The following is a 14,250-nucleotide window of genomic DNA, read 5'->3' as shown; positions in this document are numbered from 1 at the left end:
GATTTACGGGTTCCTCAACTTTTTTCCCGGGTTCCCGTACCTTATTAACGGGTTGGCTCCAATCAGCTTCCTCGCCCATTCCCATACCTCATTATGTAATCGCTATCATTTGATGCGGAATTTTCAACACGTGAAGGGCCGTTTTCGACATGTTGCGACGAAAACGGCCTTCTTTATTGTTTTCGCGCTATAATGAAAGCGTATTCAAAAGAAGCGAACGAGGTGAGACACTCATGATTACATTTTTAATCTCAATTGTTATTTTAGTGATTGGTTATTTCACATATGGAAAGTTTGTCGAAAAGATCTTTGGAGTAAAAGAGAATCGCCCAACGCCTGCGTATGCAAACCAAGACGGTGTTGATTACGTCCCAATGGGAACGAAACGAAACTCCATGATTCAGCTGTTAAACATCGCTGGTGTAGGTCCAATTTTCGGGCCGATTCTCGGTGCACTATACGGTCCGGTTGCGTTTTTGTGGATCGTACTTGGAGCGATCTTTGCCGGTGCAGTTCATGATTATTTAACCGGAATGATCTCCATTCGAAATAAAGGAGCTCACTTACCGGAGCTCGCCGGGAAGTTTCTCGGTAAAGTGATGAAGCATGTCGTTAACGGATTTGCGGTATTGTTACTTTTACTTGTAGGTACGGTGTTCGTGACAGCCCCGGCCGCACTCATTGACAACCTCACTCCAGGTTGGGTGACAATGGGACTTATTATTACACTCATTTTTGTTTACTATATCGTAGCGACAATGTTGCCGATCGATAAGATCATCGGTCGTGTCTACCCAATCTTCGGGGCACTGCTTGTACTGAGTGCGTTAGGAATTGGTGGTGGACTTGTGGTTACCGGAGCGCCGATTCCGGAATTGACGTTATCGAACATGCACCCTGAAGGTTTAGCGATTTTCCCATTGTTGTTCTTAACGATTAGCTGTGGGGCGTTAAGTGGTTTCCACGCCACCCAATCGCCGATTATTTCACGTACCACTCAAAATGAAAAACAAGGACGAAAGATTTTTTACGGCATGATGATTACAGAAGCGGTTATTGCAATGATATGGGCCGCTGCTGCTATGGCTCTTTTCCACGGAACTGACTTGAATGCTTTGATTGCAGAAGGTGGACCAGCTGCAGTTGTTAGTGAAGTAAGCCTAGTGATGCTTGGTGCCATTGGTGGTACGATTGCAATCATTGGGGTTATCATTCTCCCAATTACATCTGGTGACACGGCCTTCCGTAGCGCTCGTATGATCTTGGCGGACTACTTCAAGATTGGTCAAATTAAGAAGATGAACCGTCTGTACATCGCGTTGCCGATGTTTGCGATCTCGGTTGCTCTAACGCAAATCGACTTCACCTTGCTGTGGCGTTACTTCTCTTGGGCAAACCAGAGTACTGCCATGATCGCCCTTTGGGTAGGTGCCATGTACTTGGCTCTTCAAGGGAAAAACCACTGGATTTCAAGTATTCCGGCTACGTTCATGACGATGGTCACAACCACTTATATCTTGAACGCAGAGATTGGATTTGGATTACCGATGAATGTCTCGCTCATTGGAGCTACGGTTGCAACCGTCATCGCTATCGTTCTGTTCGCCCTCAAGTTGCGTAAAGAACTGGCAAAAGACGTACCGTTTGAAGTGGACATGGTGTCAAAAGAAGTGGCTTAACAAAAAAGAGCCTCCCAATGGCGGGAGGCTCTTTTTTATAGTGAGAAGAAGGTGAGGGGGGGCTAACCTGTTTAAAGAGGAAGCTAACCTGTTTAAACGCCAAGCGCCAACTCTCCATCCACTCCTATCCTCCACTAATTTTGATCCGTCAACCTCAACAGATAATTAAGCGCTGCTATGAGAAGGGGATCGGCGGATGGTTGTTGAAGGGTTAGGGTATGGGCGGTTGTAATTCCGTTACGGATATAATCACTGTCGGCGTTCATGACAGTAGAATCCGTATCTTCACCTTTTTCTTCAAGAACGGCTTTTTTTGATGATCCAGGGATATGCCCTTTTTTCATCTCAATGACATGGTCTTGACTTGAATACGTGAGCGTGTGAACTTGCGCTTGGTGGGTGTGCTCTTCTTTAATTTTACCCACCACTTGGGTGCCTTCAAGGACGGTCCAGTGACGGGGCTTGTTCGGAATAAATCCGTTTGATTGGACGATGGTCCGCTCAAATCCCGAGCTGTCGGTCAATTTGAGGTGAGCCCACTGGCTAGGCACAACTTGGTTCATAAGTTCATGTATTTTTGATGGAAAAAAACGTTTCATCGTTCCTGTATGACCACCGTCGATAAGAACGGTTACGTCTTGATTTTCTTGATCAAGAGGTGGTTGGCTATATGTGAGTGAATGCATAAGAGCCTCCTTATTTTTATGAAAAAGTCCTATTGTACATCGAATGAATCTACTAAAGAACGAAGGCATTGTCAATCGAATCTGCAAAACTTACATACTTTACTAAAAGAAGTGATTGAAAAAGGTCGAACTTTACCTTTTTCAATCACTTCGAAGCAATGAGCGGAACGGTTGCCTGTTTTAAAAGCCTGATACGAGTGGGCTTCTCGTAACAGGCGCGCAACCGAGTGGAGCCATTTGCCATTTAAAAGTAAAAAGGTCGAACTTTACCTTTTTCAATCACTTCGAAGCAATGAGCGGAACGGTTGCCTGTTTTAAAAGCCTGATACGAGTGGGCTTCTCGTAACAGGCGCGCAACCGAGTGGAGCCATTGCCATTAAATGCCTTACTAGTGGAGGGGAATATATGAAAAAGTGGAACCTCACTTCCACACCAGAGTTGGTGTTGGACATCAATCAACTCTCAAAAAATATGAAGAGAATGACCGAATCCGCAAAAGCGAACGGCGTCCGTTTACGGCCACATGTGAAAACTCACAAATCCATAGAAGTGGCTAAAAAGCAGCTCGAAGAAGGAGCAGACGGCCTCACCGTTGCAACTTTAAAAGAAGCAGAAGTTTTCAAGAGGGGAGGATTTCGCGACATCCTTATGGCTTATCCTCTCAGGAACCGTGAGAAGATTAGTCAATTCGTGGCCCTTGCTGATGGAATCAGACTCATTGCTACAGTCGATGAACTGGAGCAGGCGTCGAGGCTTAATGAGGAAGCAAATAGACAAGGCCAAACCATTGAAGTGTGGGTGAAAATAAACAGTGGATTAAACCGATGTGGAGTGGAGCCAGAAGAGGAAGCTGTCAACCTTGTGCGTGAGATCACTACCATGTCTTCTTTAGACGTGACAGGTTTGTTTACCCATGCGGGTCATGCGTACGGTGCTCCTTCAGATAAGAGAAGAGTGGAGATTGCAAACGAAGAAGCACAAGCGGTCCTTTTGTCTGCCCATGCCTGTGAACAAGCAGGTTATCCGATTGAACACCGTAGCGTAGGATCGACCCCAACTTATGAAATCAGTGGTCGGTTTGAAGGAATCACAGAAGTGAGGCCAGGTAATGCCGTGTTTTTTGACGGGGTACAAGCAGGATTAGGTGTGTGCGAACTCGAGGAATGTGCGGTCACCGTAGTGGCGTCTGTGGTGAGTATAAAAAAAGACCGCGTCATTGTGGACGCGGGAAGCAAAGCGCTCACCCTTGAAAAAGGGGCTCACGGAAATGACTCTGTAAAGGGGTTTGGAATGATAGTGGAACCAACCGAACACCACGGACTCACCTTAACAAGGCTCTCCGAAGAACATGGGATCATGGACGGCACCGCTCAATTTCCAACGGACTACGTGCGAATCGTTCCAAACCACGTTTGTACCGCTGTAAATTTGTATGATCACTACGTTGTTGTTGATGGGGATACAATCGTAGACAAGTGGTCCATTGACGCAAAGGGATTCAACACCGATTCACGTTCGTAAAGGATTGGATGAAGAGTGGAAATGTCTGCAGATACAACAAAAGGCATTTCCGCTCTTACCTTCTATAAAATAAAATCAAATCCGTAATAAGAAGCCACAGTCAATGCGATTGTCCACGCGACAAGGCTCACACCCATCCAAATGGTTGTGGCATGCTTGTTGGCTTTAAAAGATAAGGCAATCACAGCTGCCAAGTGGATGCCTGTGACAGCTGGACCTAAAAAGGCAAGACCCGGTAAACCGTATTTTTCAAAAATACGTTGGGCCCGCTCTCCACGATTCTTTTTCTTTTCCTGTTTTTCTTCTGATTGTGCAGCAAGCTTTTCTGCTTTCTTCCTCTCACGTTTTTGTTTCCATCTCATATAAAATGCTGTGTTTTGAAACCATTTTAATAGATAAACGATTAATAAAACCGGCAAAAAATTGCCTAAAAAGGAAACAATGCCGACTCCATATGGGTTTAACCCCATGCCGACACCGATCGGAATCACAATTAAAATCTCGAGCCACGGAAGGGCTGCCATAATAAAAATCATCGTATATTGCCATAGTAGTTCGAACATGTGAAGCACCTCACTTACATTTCGTCGTTACTTTCTGATTTAATACCGTTCCAAAATACACGCCACGCGTGCTCCCGTTTCTGATCGACCGTTTTTTTATCGTAGTAAAACATCTGGGCTGACATGCCATCCATTAAGCAGTAAAAAGCATCCAATACATGGGTTGGGTTGCCTGACTTCATTTCACCATTTTTCATTCCATCCGTAATGATGGGTAAAAAAACATGGTTCAACTCTTCTTCAAAACGCAAAAAGCGTTCGTGCACAAAGGCTTTCAAGTCTCCTGGTGGAAACAACAGAAAGTGCATGTAAAACTTACCGACCGCTTCTTTTCGAAGGAAGTCGGTCGTTATGATTAACGCCTGATACAGCTTTTTTTCAACGTAAGAATCATTGGGTTGCTGATGGACCGTTTCTTTTACCTCAGAAACGTAGCGTTCATACACGTCGTCCACAAGGGTTAAGAACAAATCCTCTTTGTTGGAAAAATGATTGTATAAGGAAGATTTACGAATGCCCACTTTGTCTGTAATTTTGGATAGGCTGGCACCGTCGTATCCCTCTTCAGCAAAAAGGCGGAGAGATTCTAGCTTAATTTTTTCCACAGTTTTAGGTGGCATGGAAAGACACTCCTTTAGTATATAAACGAACGATCGTTAGTTTATCTAAATGAGATTATACTCACTTTTGTAACGGAAAGCAATGGATAATCGAGTCAAAAAAACTATCAAACTATGGTAATTTGCTAATTTCCTTCTAATGTGATGGTTTATCATTTACAATAGAGAAAGAGAAAAGGTAAGGATTGGAATTGAAACCAGGAGGGTGCTATAAAGATATGTTTAAAGAAGCACTTAATCAAATACAGCAGCCGGTCATTGTCACGAAAGAGGACTATACGATTCATTTTGTAAATGAGGCTTATGAGGAACTCTTTGAGTTAAATCGTGAAGATTTGGTTGGAGGACACCTTCATGAAGTGTTTACCGGGGTGCCTGAGGAAAGTCGCATGGTAACGGAGATGATTCGTGAAGGTCGAACGGATCTCAAGAAAAAAATCTCATACAGCAAGCCAAAGGGAACGTTATTGTTTTTGGACTCGGCTTCGCAAATGTTTGAGCATGAAAATGAACGGTATATCGTCACTCGATTTGAAGACCTCACAAGTCAAGCGACCCAAGAAAAAGAGCTAAAGAAAATGATTATCGACATGACAGTAAACGTTGTGCCCTTGTCAGATAGTGTTGGGGTATTGCCATTACCGCCAATTCTTCACGATGAGCAAAAGTGGATTATTGTTGAAAAGACGGCACAAATCTGTCGTGATGAGCGATTCTCAAAGCTTGCCGTGAATCTGTCTGCCATCCGAACGCTAGACGAGGAGTTAGGCGAGATTATCATACGACTAGTGGAAGTCCTTCGTGTACTTGGGGTAGAAGTCATCATAACCGGTGTTCGCCATGAAATTGCCGCTGAATTCTCCCAATTGGATATTAACTTTGAGCGGATACGAATTTATCAAAACTTAAAACAAGCGATTGAATACTTTTTCATGGATAAATAAAAAACAAGGCATATGGAAGACGCGATCCAAGCGTTCGACCAGGTGTCTTGTTTTTTACTTTGTCTACAATCTTCCTCAAATGGGGATATCTTTTTTGTGTATGTGTAGCTGTCTTATTCAGCCAGCTACAACGCCTACGAGATCGAGGTCAAGCATAAAGCAGATTCAATCTAATGCTTGAACGTATGTTCCTCGTTTATATTCCCATGTTTAATCATTTTGGGCGACGGAAATAGTGAAAGAAATTATTCTTTTTGAAAGGGTGTTTGTCAGGTGTTTGGATGGTCGGATATTCCCACTGCAATTTTAGCGTTTTTTGTGATTCTCCCTATGGTTATGTTGATCCATGAACTTGGCCACTATCTCCTTACCCGACTATTCGGAGGCAAGATTGCCTTTACACTAGGAAGGGGAAAAGTGATCTTTAAACTAGGGGGTATTGAAGTAAGGAGAGTTTACTTCCTGGATTCATGGTGCCAAATAAAGGAATTAAAGGTAAGTAACCGCTGGTCCCATGCCCTCGTCTATATGGGTGGGCCTCTTTTTAATATCTTTACAATTATCATTATTAACTCCTCCATCCATATGGGATGGGTTGAACCACATATTCTATTCTACCAATTTGTCTACTTTTCTCTCTATTTTACTTTCTTCGCATTGCTTCCGGTTGAATATGGTAAAGGGCATCCGAGCGATGGAAAAGCCATCTATGACGTACTGAAGTATGGAACAGGCAAAGATCCTCTTGAATAAGTGCGAATTTCTCTCTTTTTTATAGAAGAAAAAGGAATTTATCTTGCGAAAAGAAATCAAAACAGTTGTGAAAACGATGAGTTGTAACATAATATAGACGTAAGCATGTTGAAAAACAAAGGAGCGCGTCGAAATGTTAGGGTCGTGTGAATTGTGTAAACGAGAAGGAGTAAGGCTCACGGAACACCACTTGATTCCTCGTGAAGAAGGTGGCGCCCATTTGGACACAGCCATGCTCTGTCAGCCTTGCCATAAGCAGATTCACAACCTTTATACCAACCAAGAGCTCGCCATTCGCCTGGATACAATTGAAAGACTTCAAGACGATGAGAAGATAAAGAAATTTTTGAAATGGATAAAAAAGCAGCCAGCCACACGAGCTGTGAAAATGAAGAAATCAAACGAACGAAAAGGGAAGAAACGATAGGGGGACAAACGATGACTGGGGAATATAAACGTTTAGTGGACAAGCAACGCCACTTTTTTTACACAGGAGCCACCAAAAAGGTCGCTTTTCGTGTAGAACAATTGCAAAAGCTTAAAAATGCCATCAAACGAAGAGAAGACGACATCATGGATGCAGCTTGGAGAGATCTAGGAAAGTCCAAAAGAGAAGCGTTCCTATCAGAAATCGGCTTTCTTTACAGTGAAATTAAAGATGCTATGAAGCATATTGACGACTGGGTGAAGCCGCGAAAAGAAAAAACAGCAATGACTCACGTAGGCTCAAGTGCGTATATTTACAAAGAGCCTTACGGTGTAACGCTCATAATTGGCCCCTGGAATTACCCATTCCACCTCGTCATGGCTCCACTCATTGGCGCGATTGCGGCCGGAAACACAGCCATTTTAAAGCCGTCGGAGATGACACCTCACACAAGCGCTGTTGTGAGGGAAATCATTGAAGACACATTCGAAGAAGATTTTGTAGCGGTAAGAGAAGGGGATGCCAATGTGGCAAAGGCTCTTCTTGAACAAAATACGGACTACATTTTCTTTACGGGAAGTGTGGACGTAGGTCGAAAAGTAATGGAAGCGGCGAGTAAGCATTTAACCCCTGTGACACTGGAGCTAGGAGGCAAAAGCCCAGCCATTGTTATGAAAGACGCGGATGTAAAGCTCGCGGCCAAACGGATTGTCTGGGGCAAATTTCTTAACGCTGGTCAAACCTGCGTGGCACCTGATTACATTCTCGTACAAGAAAAAGCGAAGCGAAAGCTGTTCAAGTATTTGGTTAAATACATTAAGAAGTTTTACGGGACAGCCGTAGAAGAAAGCAAAGACTACCCGCGGATTGTGAACGAAAAACACCACGACCGGGTAACCGCGCTTCTTGATCCTGACAAGATCGTTTATGGTGGTGCTCACGATCGTGACGAGCTGTTCATTGAACCTACGATTATGGACAACGTCACGTTTGATGATGCCGTCATGGGTGAAGAAATATTCGGTCCGATTTTACCATTGATTTCTTTTGAAGACGAGTACGAAGTGATTGATCTCGTTCGCAAGCGCCCTAACCCGTTGGCATTGTACGTCTTTACTGAGAAAAAGCAAACCGAATCGCTCATCTTGGAGAACTTGAGCTTCGGAGGCGGGTGTGTCAACGATACGCTCATGCACATTACTACCCCTCATTTGCCATTCGGAGGCGTCGGCGAAAGTGGCATGGGAGCTTATCATGGACGTTCAAGTTTTGATACATTCTCCCATGAAAAGAGCGTCTTAAAGCAAACGAACAAATTTGATATTCCGTTCCGTTACAGTAAAAGCGAAGGCTCGATTAAAGCCATGCGAAAAATGTGGGAGTAAAAAATGAACCGCGAGAAGACTTTTAACCTTCTCGCGGTTCATTTTGCGTTTAAAAGAAATCATAAAAGAACGGATTGTTCGTTGAAAGAAGTGAGCGCAGACGATTGGCATCTTCTTTTGGCCCGCGAATCCGTCCCGTTTCATAGAGCATATCGACGCTTTGTGCGTTTATTAAAAGAGCTGACAACGTGTTAATATTTATCGATAATCCCCGTTTTGGAGGATGTGCACAGCTTGCACCTTGCTCCGATTTTTGGTGTTGTTTCACCTCGGTAGGCTCACCCTCTGATTGTCCGAGTTTCACAATATACGTTCCGTTATTCCAGTCACAAAAGTTGTCTTCCACGTGAAGGATCACAGGGGAATCTTCAACGCTAGCTTTAAAAGGATACTGTTCAAGGAAGCCTTTCACATCAACAATCCGTGCCATAAAGTAGGAGCTGACTTTCTGCTCCACATGTGGGTCATCGAGTAAAAACACCGTGCCGTCATTCCCCGGTAACGTCACGACTGCTTCTTTAATCATGGAATCGTGATTACTAATAAACGTCCAAAGACCTTCTCTTGCTTCGTGATCGAGCCAAATCATTTGATGGGCTGTGAGCACGTTGGTGTTTACTTGATAAAAGAGGAAGCCACGAGGTTCATTTGACGAGCTGTAATAGACAGCGAGTTCCCCCTCTTTTCGTTTGAACACCGAGCGCTCCCACCACGTTGATTCACGCTTTAATGGACCGTTAAATCCTTTTGCCCATTCTTCATAGATTGGTCCAACAATCCGGTCGTTCTTTTCCACGCGGCGGACGTGCCCGTTGTTTGGACGACGTTTTGGGAGCTTGTCTTTTGGGATTGTAATCTCTGTTTTGTTTGCAAACAGCTCCCAACCGAACTGACGATAAAACGGGATTGAGAACGGATACAGATAAGATACGGTTTGGCCTTTTTCTTTCATCTCAGTAAGTGCTTCGGCAAGCAATTCTTTGACCAATCCCGAGCGGCGCTGCTCAGGCCATGTAGCCACTCCGGACACGCCGCCCATGGCCCATTCCTTTCCTCCGATATAAGTCGTAAACGGAAGGACCGTGACTTTGGACAACAATTCCCCGTCTTCTTCTGCAACCCATGTATCTTCAGGGTTCATCCATGATTTTCGCTGTTCTCTCTCTTCGTCTTTCATCTTGTATTGAAAGGCAAACTCGGACATGGTAATAGCCAAATCGAGCTCGTCTTTTCTTAGTTTACGAATGTTCACTTAACCCTCTCCCTTAAACATTTCAATGGCTTTTTTTCTCTGTGTACCATGGTCCACCGTTGGCTCAGGATAGTCTTTCCCGATTCGGCAATTGGCTTCATCTTGGATATGGTCAGGCATTTTCAATGGTTCGTGAATGTATTTGTCAGGCACATCGGATAATTCAGGTACGTACTTTCGGATGAATTCACCATTGGGATCGAAGCGTTTCCCTTGTGTGGTCGGATTGAACACTCTGAAATAAGGAACGGCATCGGTCCCAACAGAAGCGGCCCATTGCCATCCACCGATATTGGATGAGGCATCGTAGTCGATAAGTTTTGTCTGAAAATACCGTTCCCCGAGTCGCCAGTCGATCAAGTAATCTTTCGTTAAAAAAGAAGCTGTAATCATGCGGAGGCGGTTGTGCATCCACCCGATTTCTTTGAGCTGTCGCATCCCGGCATCAACGATGGGAAAGCCTGTACGTCCGTTCTTCCAAGCTTCAAAGCGATCCTTGTCTTGTCCCCAGTTCAGGCTTGTGTATTTCTCGGTCAGTTCTTTGTCCTTGGATTTGGGGTGATGAGCATGGATCATATAGTAGAAATCTCGCCAAGCAAGCTCGGACAAGTATGTCTCAGCGCCTGTTCCAGCGTCTTCACGACGAGCGGCCGCGCTATGAAACACCTCTCTAGGAGACAATACGCCTGTTTTTAAATAGGGGCTCAGTCTACTAGTAGCCGCTTTTCTAGGAATGTCTCGCTCATCTTTATAGTAAGCAAGGCGCTCGTCCACAAAGGTTTCAAGGCGATCGAGCGCTTCGGTGCGACCGATTCCTTTCCAAGTATGCTCGCATCGTGGTAATACTTCGTCTTTAAAGAATGTTTCTCCTTTTTTGTGGATCGGTTCAAGCTCGGACTGAAAGTGGAGTAGAGCCTCTTGGGCCACTTGATAGGAACGTGGTTTCTCGTGTTTACTCCATGCTTTAAAATACGGAGTAAACACCTTATAAGGCGTTCCGTCTTGCTTCGTAATCTCGTTTGGTCCATGAAGGTGGGCATCTTCATAGGCGTATGCGTTGATGTTGTTATTTTCAAGAATATGAATGGCGTCCTCGTCTCGCTCACTATTTTCACCTGCATCGTCTCTGTTGAAAAAAACGGTGTGAAGAGCAGGGATGTTGTTGATCACACGCTCGAGTGCTTCTTCTAGACCACCGTAGACGATGTGGAGATGAATGCCTTTTTCTTCACAGGTGTCTTTAAAGAAGGCGAGCGTTTGAAAGAAATAATCATGATGAAGATCAATCTCCTCAGTAAATGACGGGTCCAAATGGAAAAAGGCAAACCATTTCCCGTCTTCGTGCTTTGTTGTTTCCAAGCAATGATACAACGCGGCGTGGTCTTCTAAACGAAAGTCGCTTCGAAACCATGTTGCATAGGTTTTGGTCATGATGATCACCTCATTCTTATCATAGCGAATCGTACGTCTTTTGAAAAATAAAAAGAAAGCGTCTGAAGAACGATTCTTCAAGACGCTTAAGCTACTTCTTTAAAAAGGATTCGTTGCCCAAAGTGCAGCGGTTTTTACAAATGTTCGTTGCTCGAGCTTAAGCTGACTGACCATAAATTCCGCCAAGTCTTCAGCTTGGGTAAACTTCTCCGGATCTCGCTCGTGATTATCGCGGCCGCGGGTCAAGTCCGTTTCTACAAGGCTTGGAGTTAGGACACTCACGCGAATGTTGTGAGGCCGTACTTCCTGCATCAGTCCTTCGCTCATCCCGATAACGGCAAATTTTGATGCACTATACGCACTCGAGCCCTTCGTTCCTTTTAATCCACTCATGGATGAAATGTTGATAATATCCCCGCGATTGTTTTCGATCATGCCAGGTAGAACGGCTTTGGTGATGTGAACAATTCCCATGATGTTAATGTTTAGGACCTTTTCCCAGTCCGCTGTTTCAAGTTCTTGAAACGATCCACGTGCAGCGACGCCTGCGTTATTAACCAAGATGTCGATCGTACCGAGCTCGCGTTCGATTTTCTTCACAGCTTCGCTTACGGCTTGTTCGTCAGCCACGTCCGCCTGAGCCGTCACGACGGTGGCACCCATGTCACGGAGTTCCCGTTCCACTTGGTCAAGGTTTTCTTGTGAGCGACCGACGATCGCGAGTTCGACTCCTTCTTTAGCGAGCTCAATGGCTGTCGCGCGACCGATGCCTCTGCTTCCCCCCGTAATCAGCGCTTTTTTTCCTTGTAATGATTGCATCGTATCTCATCCTTTCCTATGAATATCTACTTCTTTCTTATTCACAAAAATGGGACGGTTAAAACGTAGGAGGGTGAGAGGGGGGAAGGGCCTCATATGTGGTGATCTTTCGGGTTTCGGATGAGGCACTTATTTTAGATTTGGCGGGGATAAATGTGTAATTAAGCCACTTATTTTCAAATTGGCGGAGATAAATGTGTAATTGACCGACTTAGCCCGCTCCACGCTTTCCCATCCCAAAAAAACATAAGAGGGTGGGACATAAAGAAAGTGTTTAGATTTGAATCCGAACAATTCAGTAGCGGCTTATTTCCACCGCATCCGTTTTTCGGATTTTCATTCATACTTAACACTTCTTTCTCATCCTCCAAAAAACATTCGACTTTTATTCTTCAACCTGAACATCGATATGCTTCATTTCTTTCATATCAAACAAGCCCTTATCGGTCAGCTTCAAGCTTGGGATCACAGGAAGCGCAAGGAACGAAAGGGTTAAAAACGGGTTAAACGCAGTGGTGCATCCCGTTTTCTTAAGTGCATCGTGAAGGGAGTCAAGTCGTGCTGCAGCTTCTTTAACCGGTACATTTCCCATCAACCCGCCGCAGGGTAGGGGACAAGAGGTGATTTCATCGTTTGCAACCACGGTGAGCCCGCCTTGATCTTGGGCAATGGCATGAACGGCTTTGACGATGTCTTCTATCGTTGTGCCTACTGCAATGATGTTATGTGAATCGTGTGCGATCGTTGTTGCGATGGCTCCTTGTTTAAGTCCTAGCCCTTTTACGATGCCAAGGCCGATTCCACCGTTTTTCCCGTGTCGTTCTACCACAGCAAGGAGTAGTTGATCATTTTGAGTAGACGGTTGAAAATGTCCTTCATGATCAATCTGGACTGTTTCAACAAGGTGGTTTGTGATCAGAGAGTTGGAATTGACTTCAATCACATTGGCCTTTGTGAGACCATTCATAGGAATGGAAAAGCGGTCTTTCGTTACATTTTGGATTTTTACCGTCTCCACCATATCTTCTGGCAAGGTAACGCTATAGGAAGAGTTGCCCACTAGGGCGCCATTCTCCGCTCTTTTTTCCCCGTGAATAAAGACCTCGTCAGGTTGGAAATCTTCTAGATTTTCAGTAAGTAAAAAGGTGGCTTCATAGCCTGGTGCGATGGCCCCTTTTGTTTTCAACCCGAAGTGGGTGGCCGGATTGATTGTAGCAAGCTGGATAGCGGTGATTGGATCGAGTCCTTGTTTAATAGCAAGGCGAATATTATGGTCAATGGACCCTTCATTCAACAAGTCATCGGGGTGCTTGTCATCGGTGCAAAACATGAACCGGTGACTGTTGGCTTTAGTGACGGCAGAAAGGAGATTGATCACGTCTTTTGCGACTGAGCCTTCTCGAAGCATTACATAAAAGCCCCGCTGAATACGGGCCCGAGCTTCATCGGCTGTAACGCACTCGTGATCCGTTTGAATGCCTGCAGTGCGGTAGGCGTTTAAGGTTTCAATTGATAGCCCGGCTCCATGACCGTCAATCATTTTGTTTGTATCCTTCGCGAGCTGTATTTTTTCCAGCATGTCAAAATCAGCTGAAGCGACTGCAGGAGAATCCATCACTTCGGCAAGGCCGAGAACAGAAGGATGGGTGAAAAAAGGAGCGAGGTCCTTTGCTGTGAGTGTTGCTCCTGCTGTTTCAAACGGTGTACTCGGTACGGAAGAAGGAAGCATCGTGTAGAGGTCGGCGTCAGCTTTTTCACTTTCATCAATCATAAAGGCAATCCCTTTTTCACCCATGACGTTAGCGATTTCATGAGGGTCGGTGATCGCAGTTGTTACCCCACGTGTGACAAGAGCATCGGAAAAGTGCCGGGGTGTCATCATCGAAGATTCAATATGAACATGGGCATCGATGAGCCCTGGAACGAGGATTTTTCCTTTTGCATCGACGACGTTTTTTCCTATGTAAGAGTGATCGATTCCAACGATCATGCCGTCTTGGATCGCTACATCATGATCATGGATAAGGGTATGGTTAAATACATCCACAATCACGGCGTTTGTGATGACAAGGTCACACGGCTCTTTATGTTGTGAGGCTTGAATTTGTTTGTTTATCATTATGTGTGGCTCCTCTCAAACTTCTTAAACGGGTTCTCATAATTTTTCTAA

13 protein-coding genes are annotated in these 14,250 nt (G+C 44.8%); 6 read left to right on the top strand and 7 right to left on the bottom strand.

What is annotated here, in order from left to right; genetic code table 11:
* Positions 1 to 233: 233 nt before the first annotated feature.
* Positions 234 to 1,679: a carbon starvation CstA family protein gene (locus G476_RS0115930; protein ID WP_026690976.1), complete on the top strand. Its 1,446-nt coding sequence runs from the start codon at positions 234 to 236 to the stop codon at positions 1,677 to 1,679.
* A 134-nt stretch (positions 1,680 to 1,813) separates the two neighbouring features.
* Here the strand turns inward: G476_RS0115930 and G476_RS0115925 are convergent, their stop codons facing one another.
* Positions 1,814 to 2,365: a hypothetical protein gene (locus G476_RS0115925; RefSeq protein ID WP_026690975.1), complete on the bottom strand. Its 552-nt coding sequence runs from the start codon at positions 2,363 to 2,365 to the stop codon at positions 1,814 to 1,816.
* A gap of 405 nt (positions 2,366 to 2,770) precedes the next feature.
* On the opposite strand from G476_RS0115925, the gene G476_RS0115920 reads away from it, so the two are divergent.
* Positions 2,771 to 3,886 carry an alanine racemase gene (locus G476_RS0115920; RefSeq protein ID WP_026690974.1) on the top strand — a complete coding sequence of 372 codons (1,116 nt, stop codon included), beginning with the start codon at positions 2,771 to 2,773 and terminating at the stop codon, positions 3,884 to 3,886.
* A 62-nt stretch (positions 3,887 to 3,948) separates the two neighbouring features.
* Here the strand turns inward: G476_RS0115920 and G476_RS0115915 are convergent, their stop codons facing one another.
* A complete protein-coding gene (locus G476_RS0115915; protein ID WP_035187194.1) occupies positions 3,949 to 4,449 on the bottom strand; it encodes a small multi-drug export protein in 501 nt (166 codons plus the stop codon).
* A 14-nt stretch (positions 4,450 to 4,463) separates the two neighbouring features.
* The gene (locus G476_RS0115910) at positions 4,464 to 5,069 is read right to left on the bottom strand and encodes a TetR/AcrR family transcriptional regulator (RefSeq protein ID WP_026690972.1); all 606 of its coding nucleotides are present in this window, start codon (positions 5,067 to 5,069) and stop codon (positions 4,464 to 4,466) included.
* Between the two features lie 218 nt (positions 5,070 to 5,287).
* Between G476_RS0115910 and G476_RS0115905 the strand changes: the two genes are divergently transcribed.
* The 4 genes from G476_RS0115905 to G476_RS0115890 all read left to right on the top strand — a co-directional run bounded on the left by G476_RS0115905 (position 5,288) and on the right by G476_RS0115890 (position 8,578).
* Positions 5,288 to 6,013, top strand: a complete 726-nt coding sequence (locus tag G476_RS0115905) for a PAS domain-containing protein (protein ID WP_026690971.1) — start codon at positions 5,288 to 5,290, stop codon at positions 6,011 to 6,013.
* Between the two features lie 273 nt (positions 6,014 to 6,286).
* Positions 6,287 to 6,766 (top strand): site-2 protease family protein, encoded by a 480-nt coding sequence (locus G476_RS0115900; RefSeq protein WP_026690970.1) that lies wholly within the window; start codon positions 6,287 to 6,289, stop codon positions 6,764 to 6,766.
* Between the two features lie 133 nt (positions 6,767 to 6,899).
* Complete coding sequence (locus tag G476_RS0115895) at positions 6,900 to 7,193, top strand: HNH endonuclease (protein WP_026690969.1); 294 nt, start codon at positions 6,900 to 6,902, stop codon at positions 7,191 to 7,193.
* An 11-nt stretch (positions 7,194 to 7,204) separates the two neighbouring features.
* A complete protein-coding gene (locus G476_RS0115890) occupies positions 7,205 to 8,578 on the top strand; it encodes an aldehyde dehydrogenase (RefSeq protein ID WP_026690968.1) in 1,374 nt (457 codons plus the stop codon).
* A 49-nt stretch (positions 8,579 to 8,627) separates the two neighbouring features.
* Here the strand turns inward: G476_RS0115890 and G476_RS22210 are convergent, their stop codons facing one another.
* The 4 genes from G476_RS22210 to ade form a co-directional block, all read right to left on the bottom strand.
* Positions 8,628 to 9,830, bottom strand: coding sequence for a GNAT family N-acetyltransferase (locus G476_RS22210; RefSeq protein ID WP_051314874.1), 1,203 nt, complete (start codon positions 9,828 to 9,830; stop codon positions 8,628 to 8,630).
* On the bottom strand, positions 9,831 to 11,261 hold the full coding sequence (locus G476_RS0115880) for a cryptochrome/photolyase family protein (RefSeq protein WP_026690967.1): 1,431 nt from the start codon (positions 11,259 to 11,261) through the stop codon (positions 9,831 to 9,833).
* 99 nt (positions 11,262 to 11,360) lie between these two features.
* On the bottom strand, positions 11,361 to 12,080 hold the full coding sequence (locus G476_RS0115875) for a 3-ketoacyl-ACP reductase (RefSeq protein WP_026690966.1): 720 nt from the start codon (positions 12,078 to 12,080) through the stop codon (positions 11,361 to 11,363).
* Between the two features lie 385 nt (positions 12,081 to 12,465).
* Complete coding sequence (ade, locus tag G476_RS0115870) at positions 12,466 to 14,199, bottom strand: adenine deaminase (RefSeq protein ID WP_035187192.1); 1,734 nt, start codon at positions 14,197 to 14,199, stop codon at positions 12,466 to 12,468.
* Between the last annotated feature and the right edge of the window lie 51 nt (positions 14,200 to 14,250).

It is taken from the genome of Alteribacter aurantiacus DSM 18675, from assembly GCF_000429705.1.
Taxonomy (GTDB): domain Bacteria; phylum Bacillota; class Bacilli; order Bacillales; family Salisediminibacteriaceae; genus Alteribacter; species Alteribacter aurantiacus.
This window is presented reverse-complemented; position numbering and strand designations above follow the sequence as displayed.

What these genes read in the sequence shown, in the direction of transcription:
- G476_RS0115930 (WP_026690976.1), top strand. Translation starts at nt 234, where the DNA reads ATGATTACATTTTTAATCTCAATTGTTATTTTAGTGATTGGTTATTTC.
- G476_RS0115925 (WP_026690975.1), bottom strand. Translation starts at nt 2,365, where the DNA reads ATGCATTCACTCACATATAGCCAACCACCTCTTGATCAAGAAAATCAA.
- G476_RS0115920 (WP_026690974.1), top strand. Translation starts at nt 2,771, where the DNA reads ATGAAAAAGTGGAACCTCACTTCCACACCAGAGTTGGTGTTGGACATC.
- G476_RS0115915 (WP_035187194.1), bottom strand. Translation starts at nt 4,449, where the DNA reads ATGTTCGAACTACTATGGCAATATACGATGATTTTTATTATGGCAGCC.
- G476_RS0115910 (WP_026690972.1), bottom strand. Translation starts at nt 5,069, where the DNA reads ATGCCACCTAAAACTGTGGAAAAAATTAAGCTAGAATCTCTCCGCCTT.
- G476_RS0115905 (WP_026690971.1), top strand. Translation starts at nt 5,288, where the DNA reads ATGTTTAAAGAAGCACTTAATCAAATACAGCAGCCGGTCATTGTCACG.
- G476_RS0115895 (WP_026690969.1), top strand. Translation starts at nt 6,900, where the DNA reads ATGTTAGGGTCGTGTGAATTGTGTAAACGAGAAGGAGTAAGGCTCACG.
- G476_RS0115890 (WP_026690968.1), top strand. Translation starts at nt 7,205, where the DNA reads ATGACTGGGGAATATAAACGTTTAGTGGACAAGCAACGCCACTTTTTT.
- G476_RS0115880 (WP_026690967.1), bottom strand. Translation starts at nt 11,261, where the DNA reads ATGACCAAAACCTATGCAACATGGTTTCGAAGCGACTTTCGTTTAGAA.
- G476_RS0115875 (WP_026690966.1), bottom strand. Translation starts at nt 12,080, where the DNA reads ATGCAATCATTACAAGGAAAAAAAGCGCTGATTACGGGGGGAAGCAGA.
- ade (WP_035187192.1), bottom strand. Translation starts at nt 14,199, where the DNA reads ATGATAAACAAACAAATTCAAGCCTCACAACATAAAGAGCCGTGTGAC.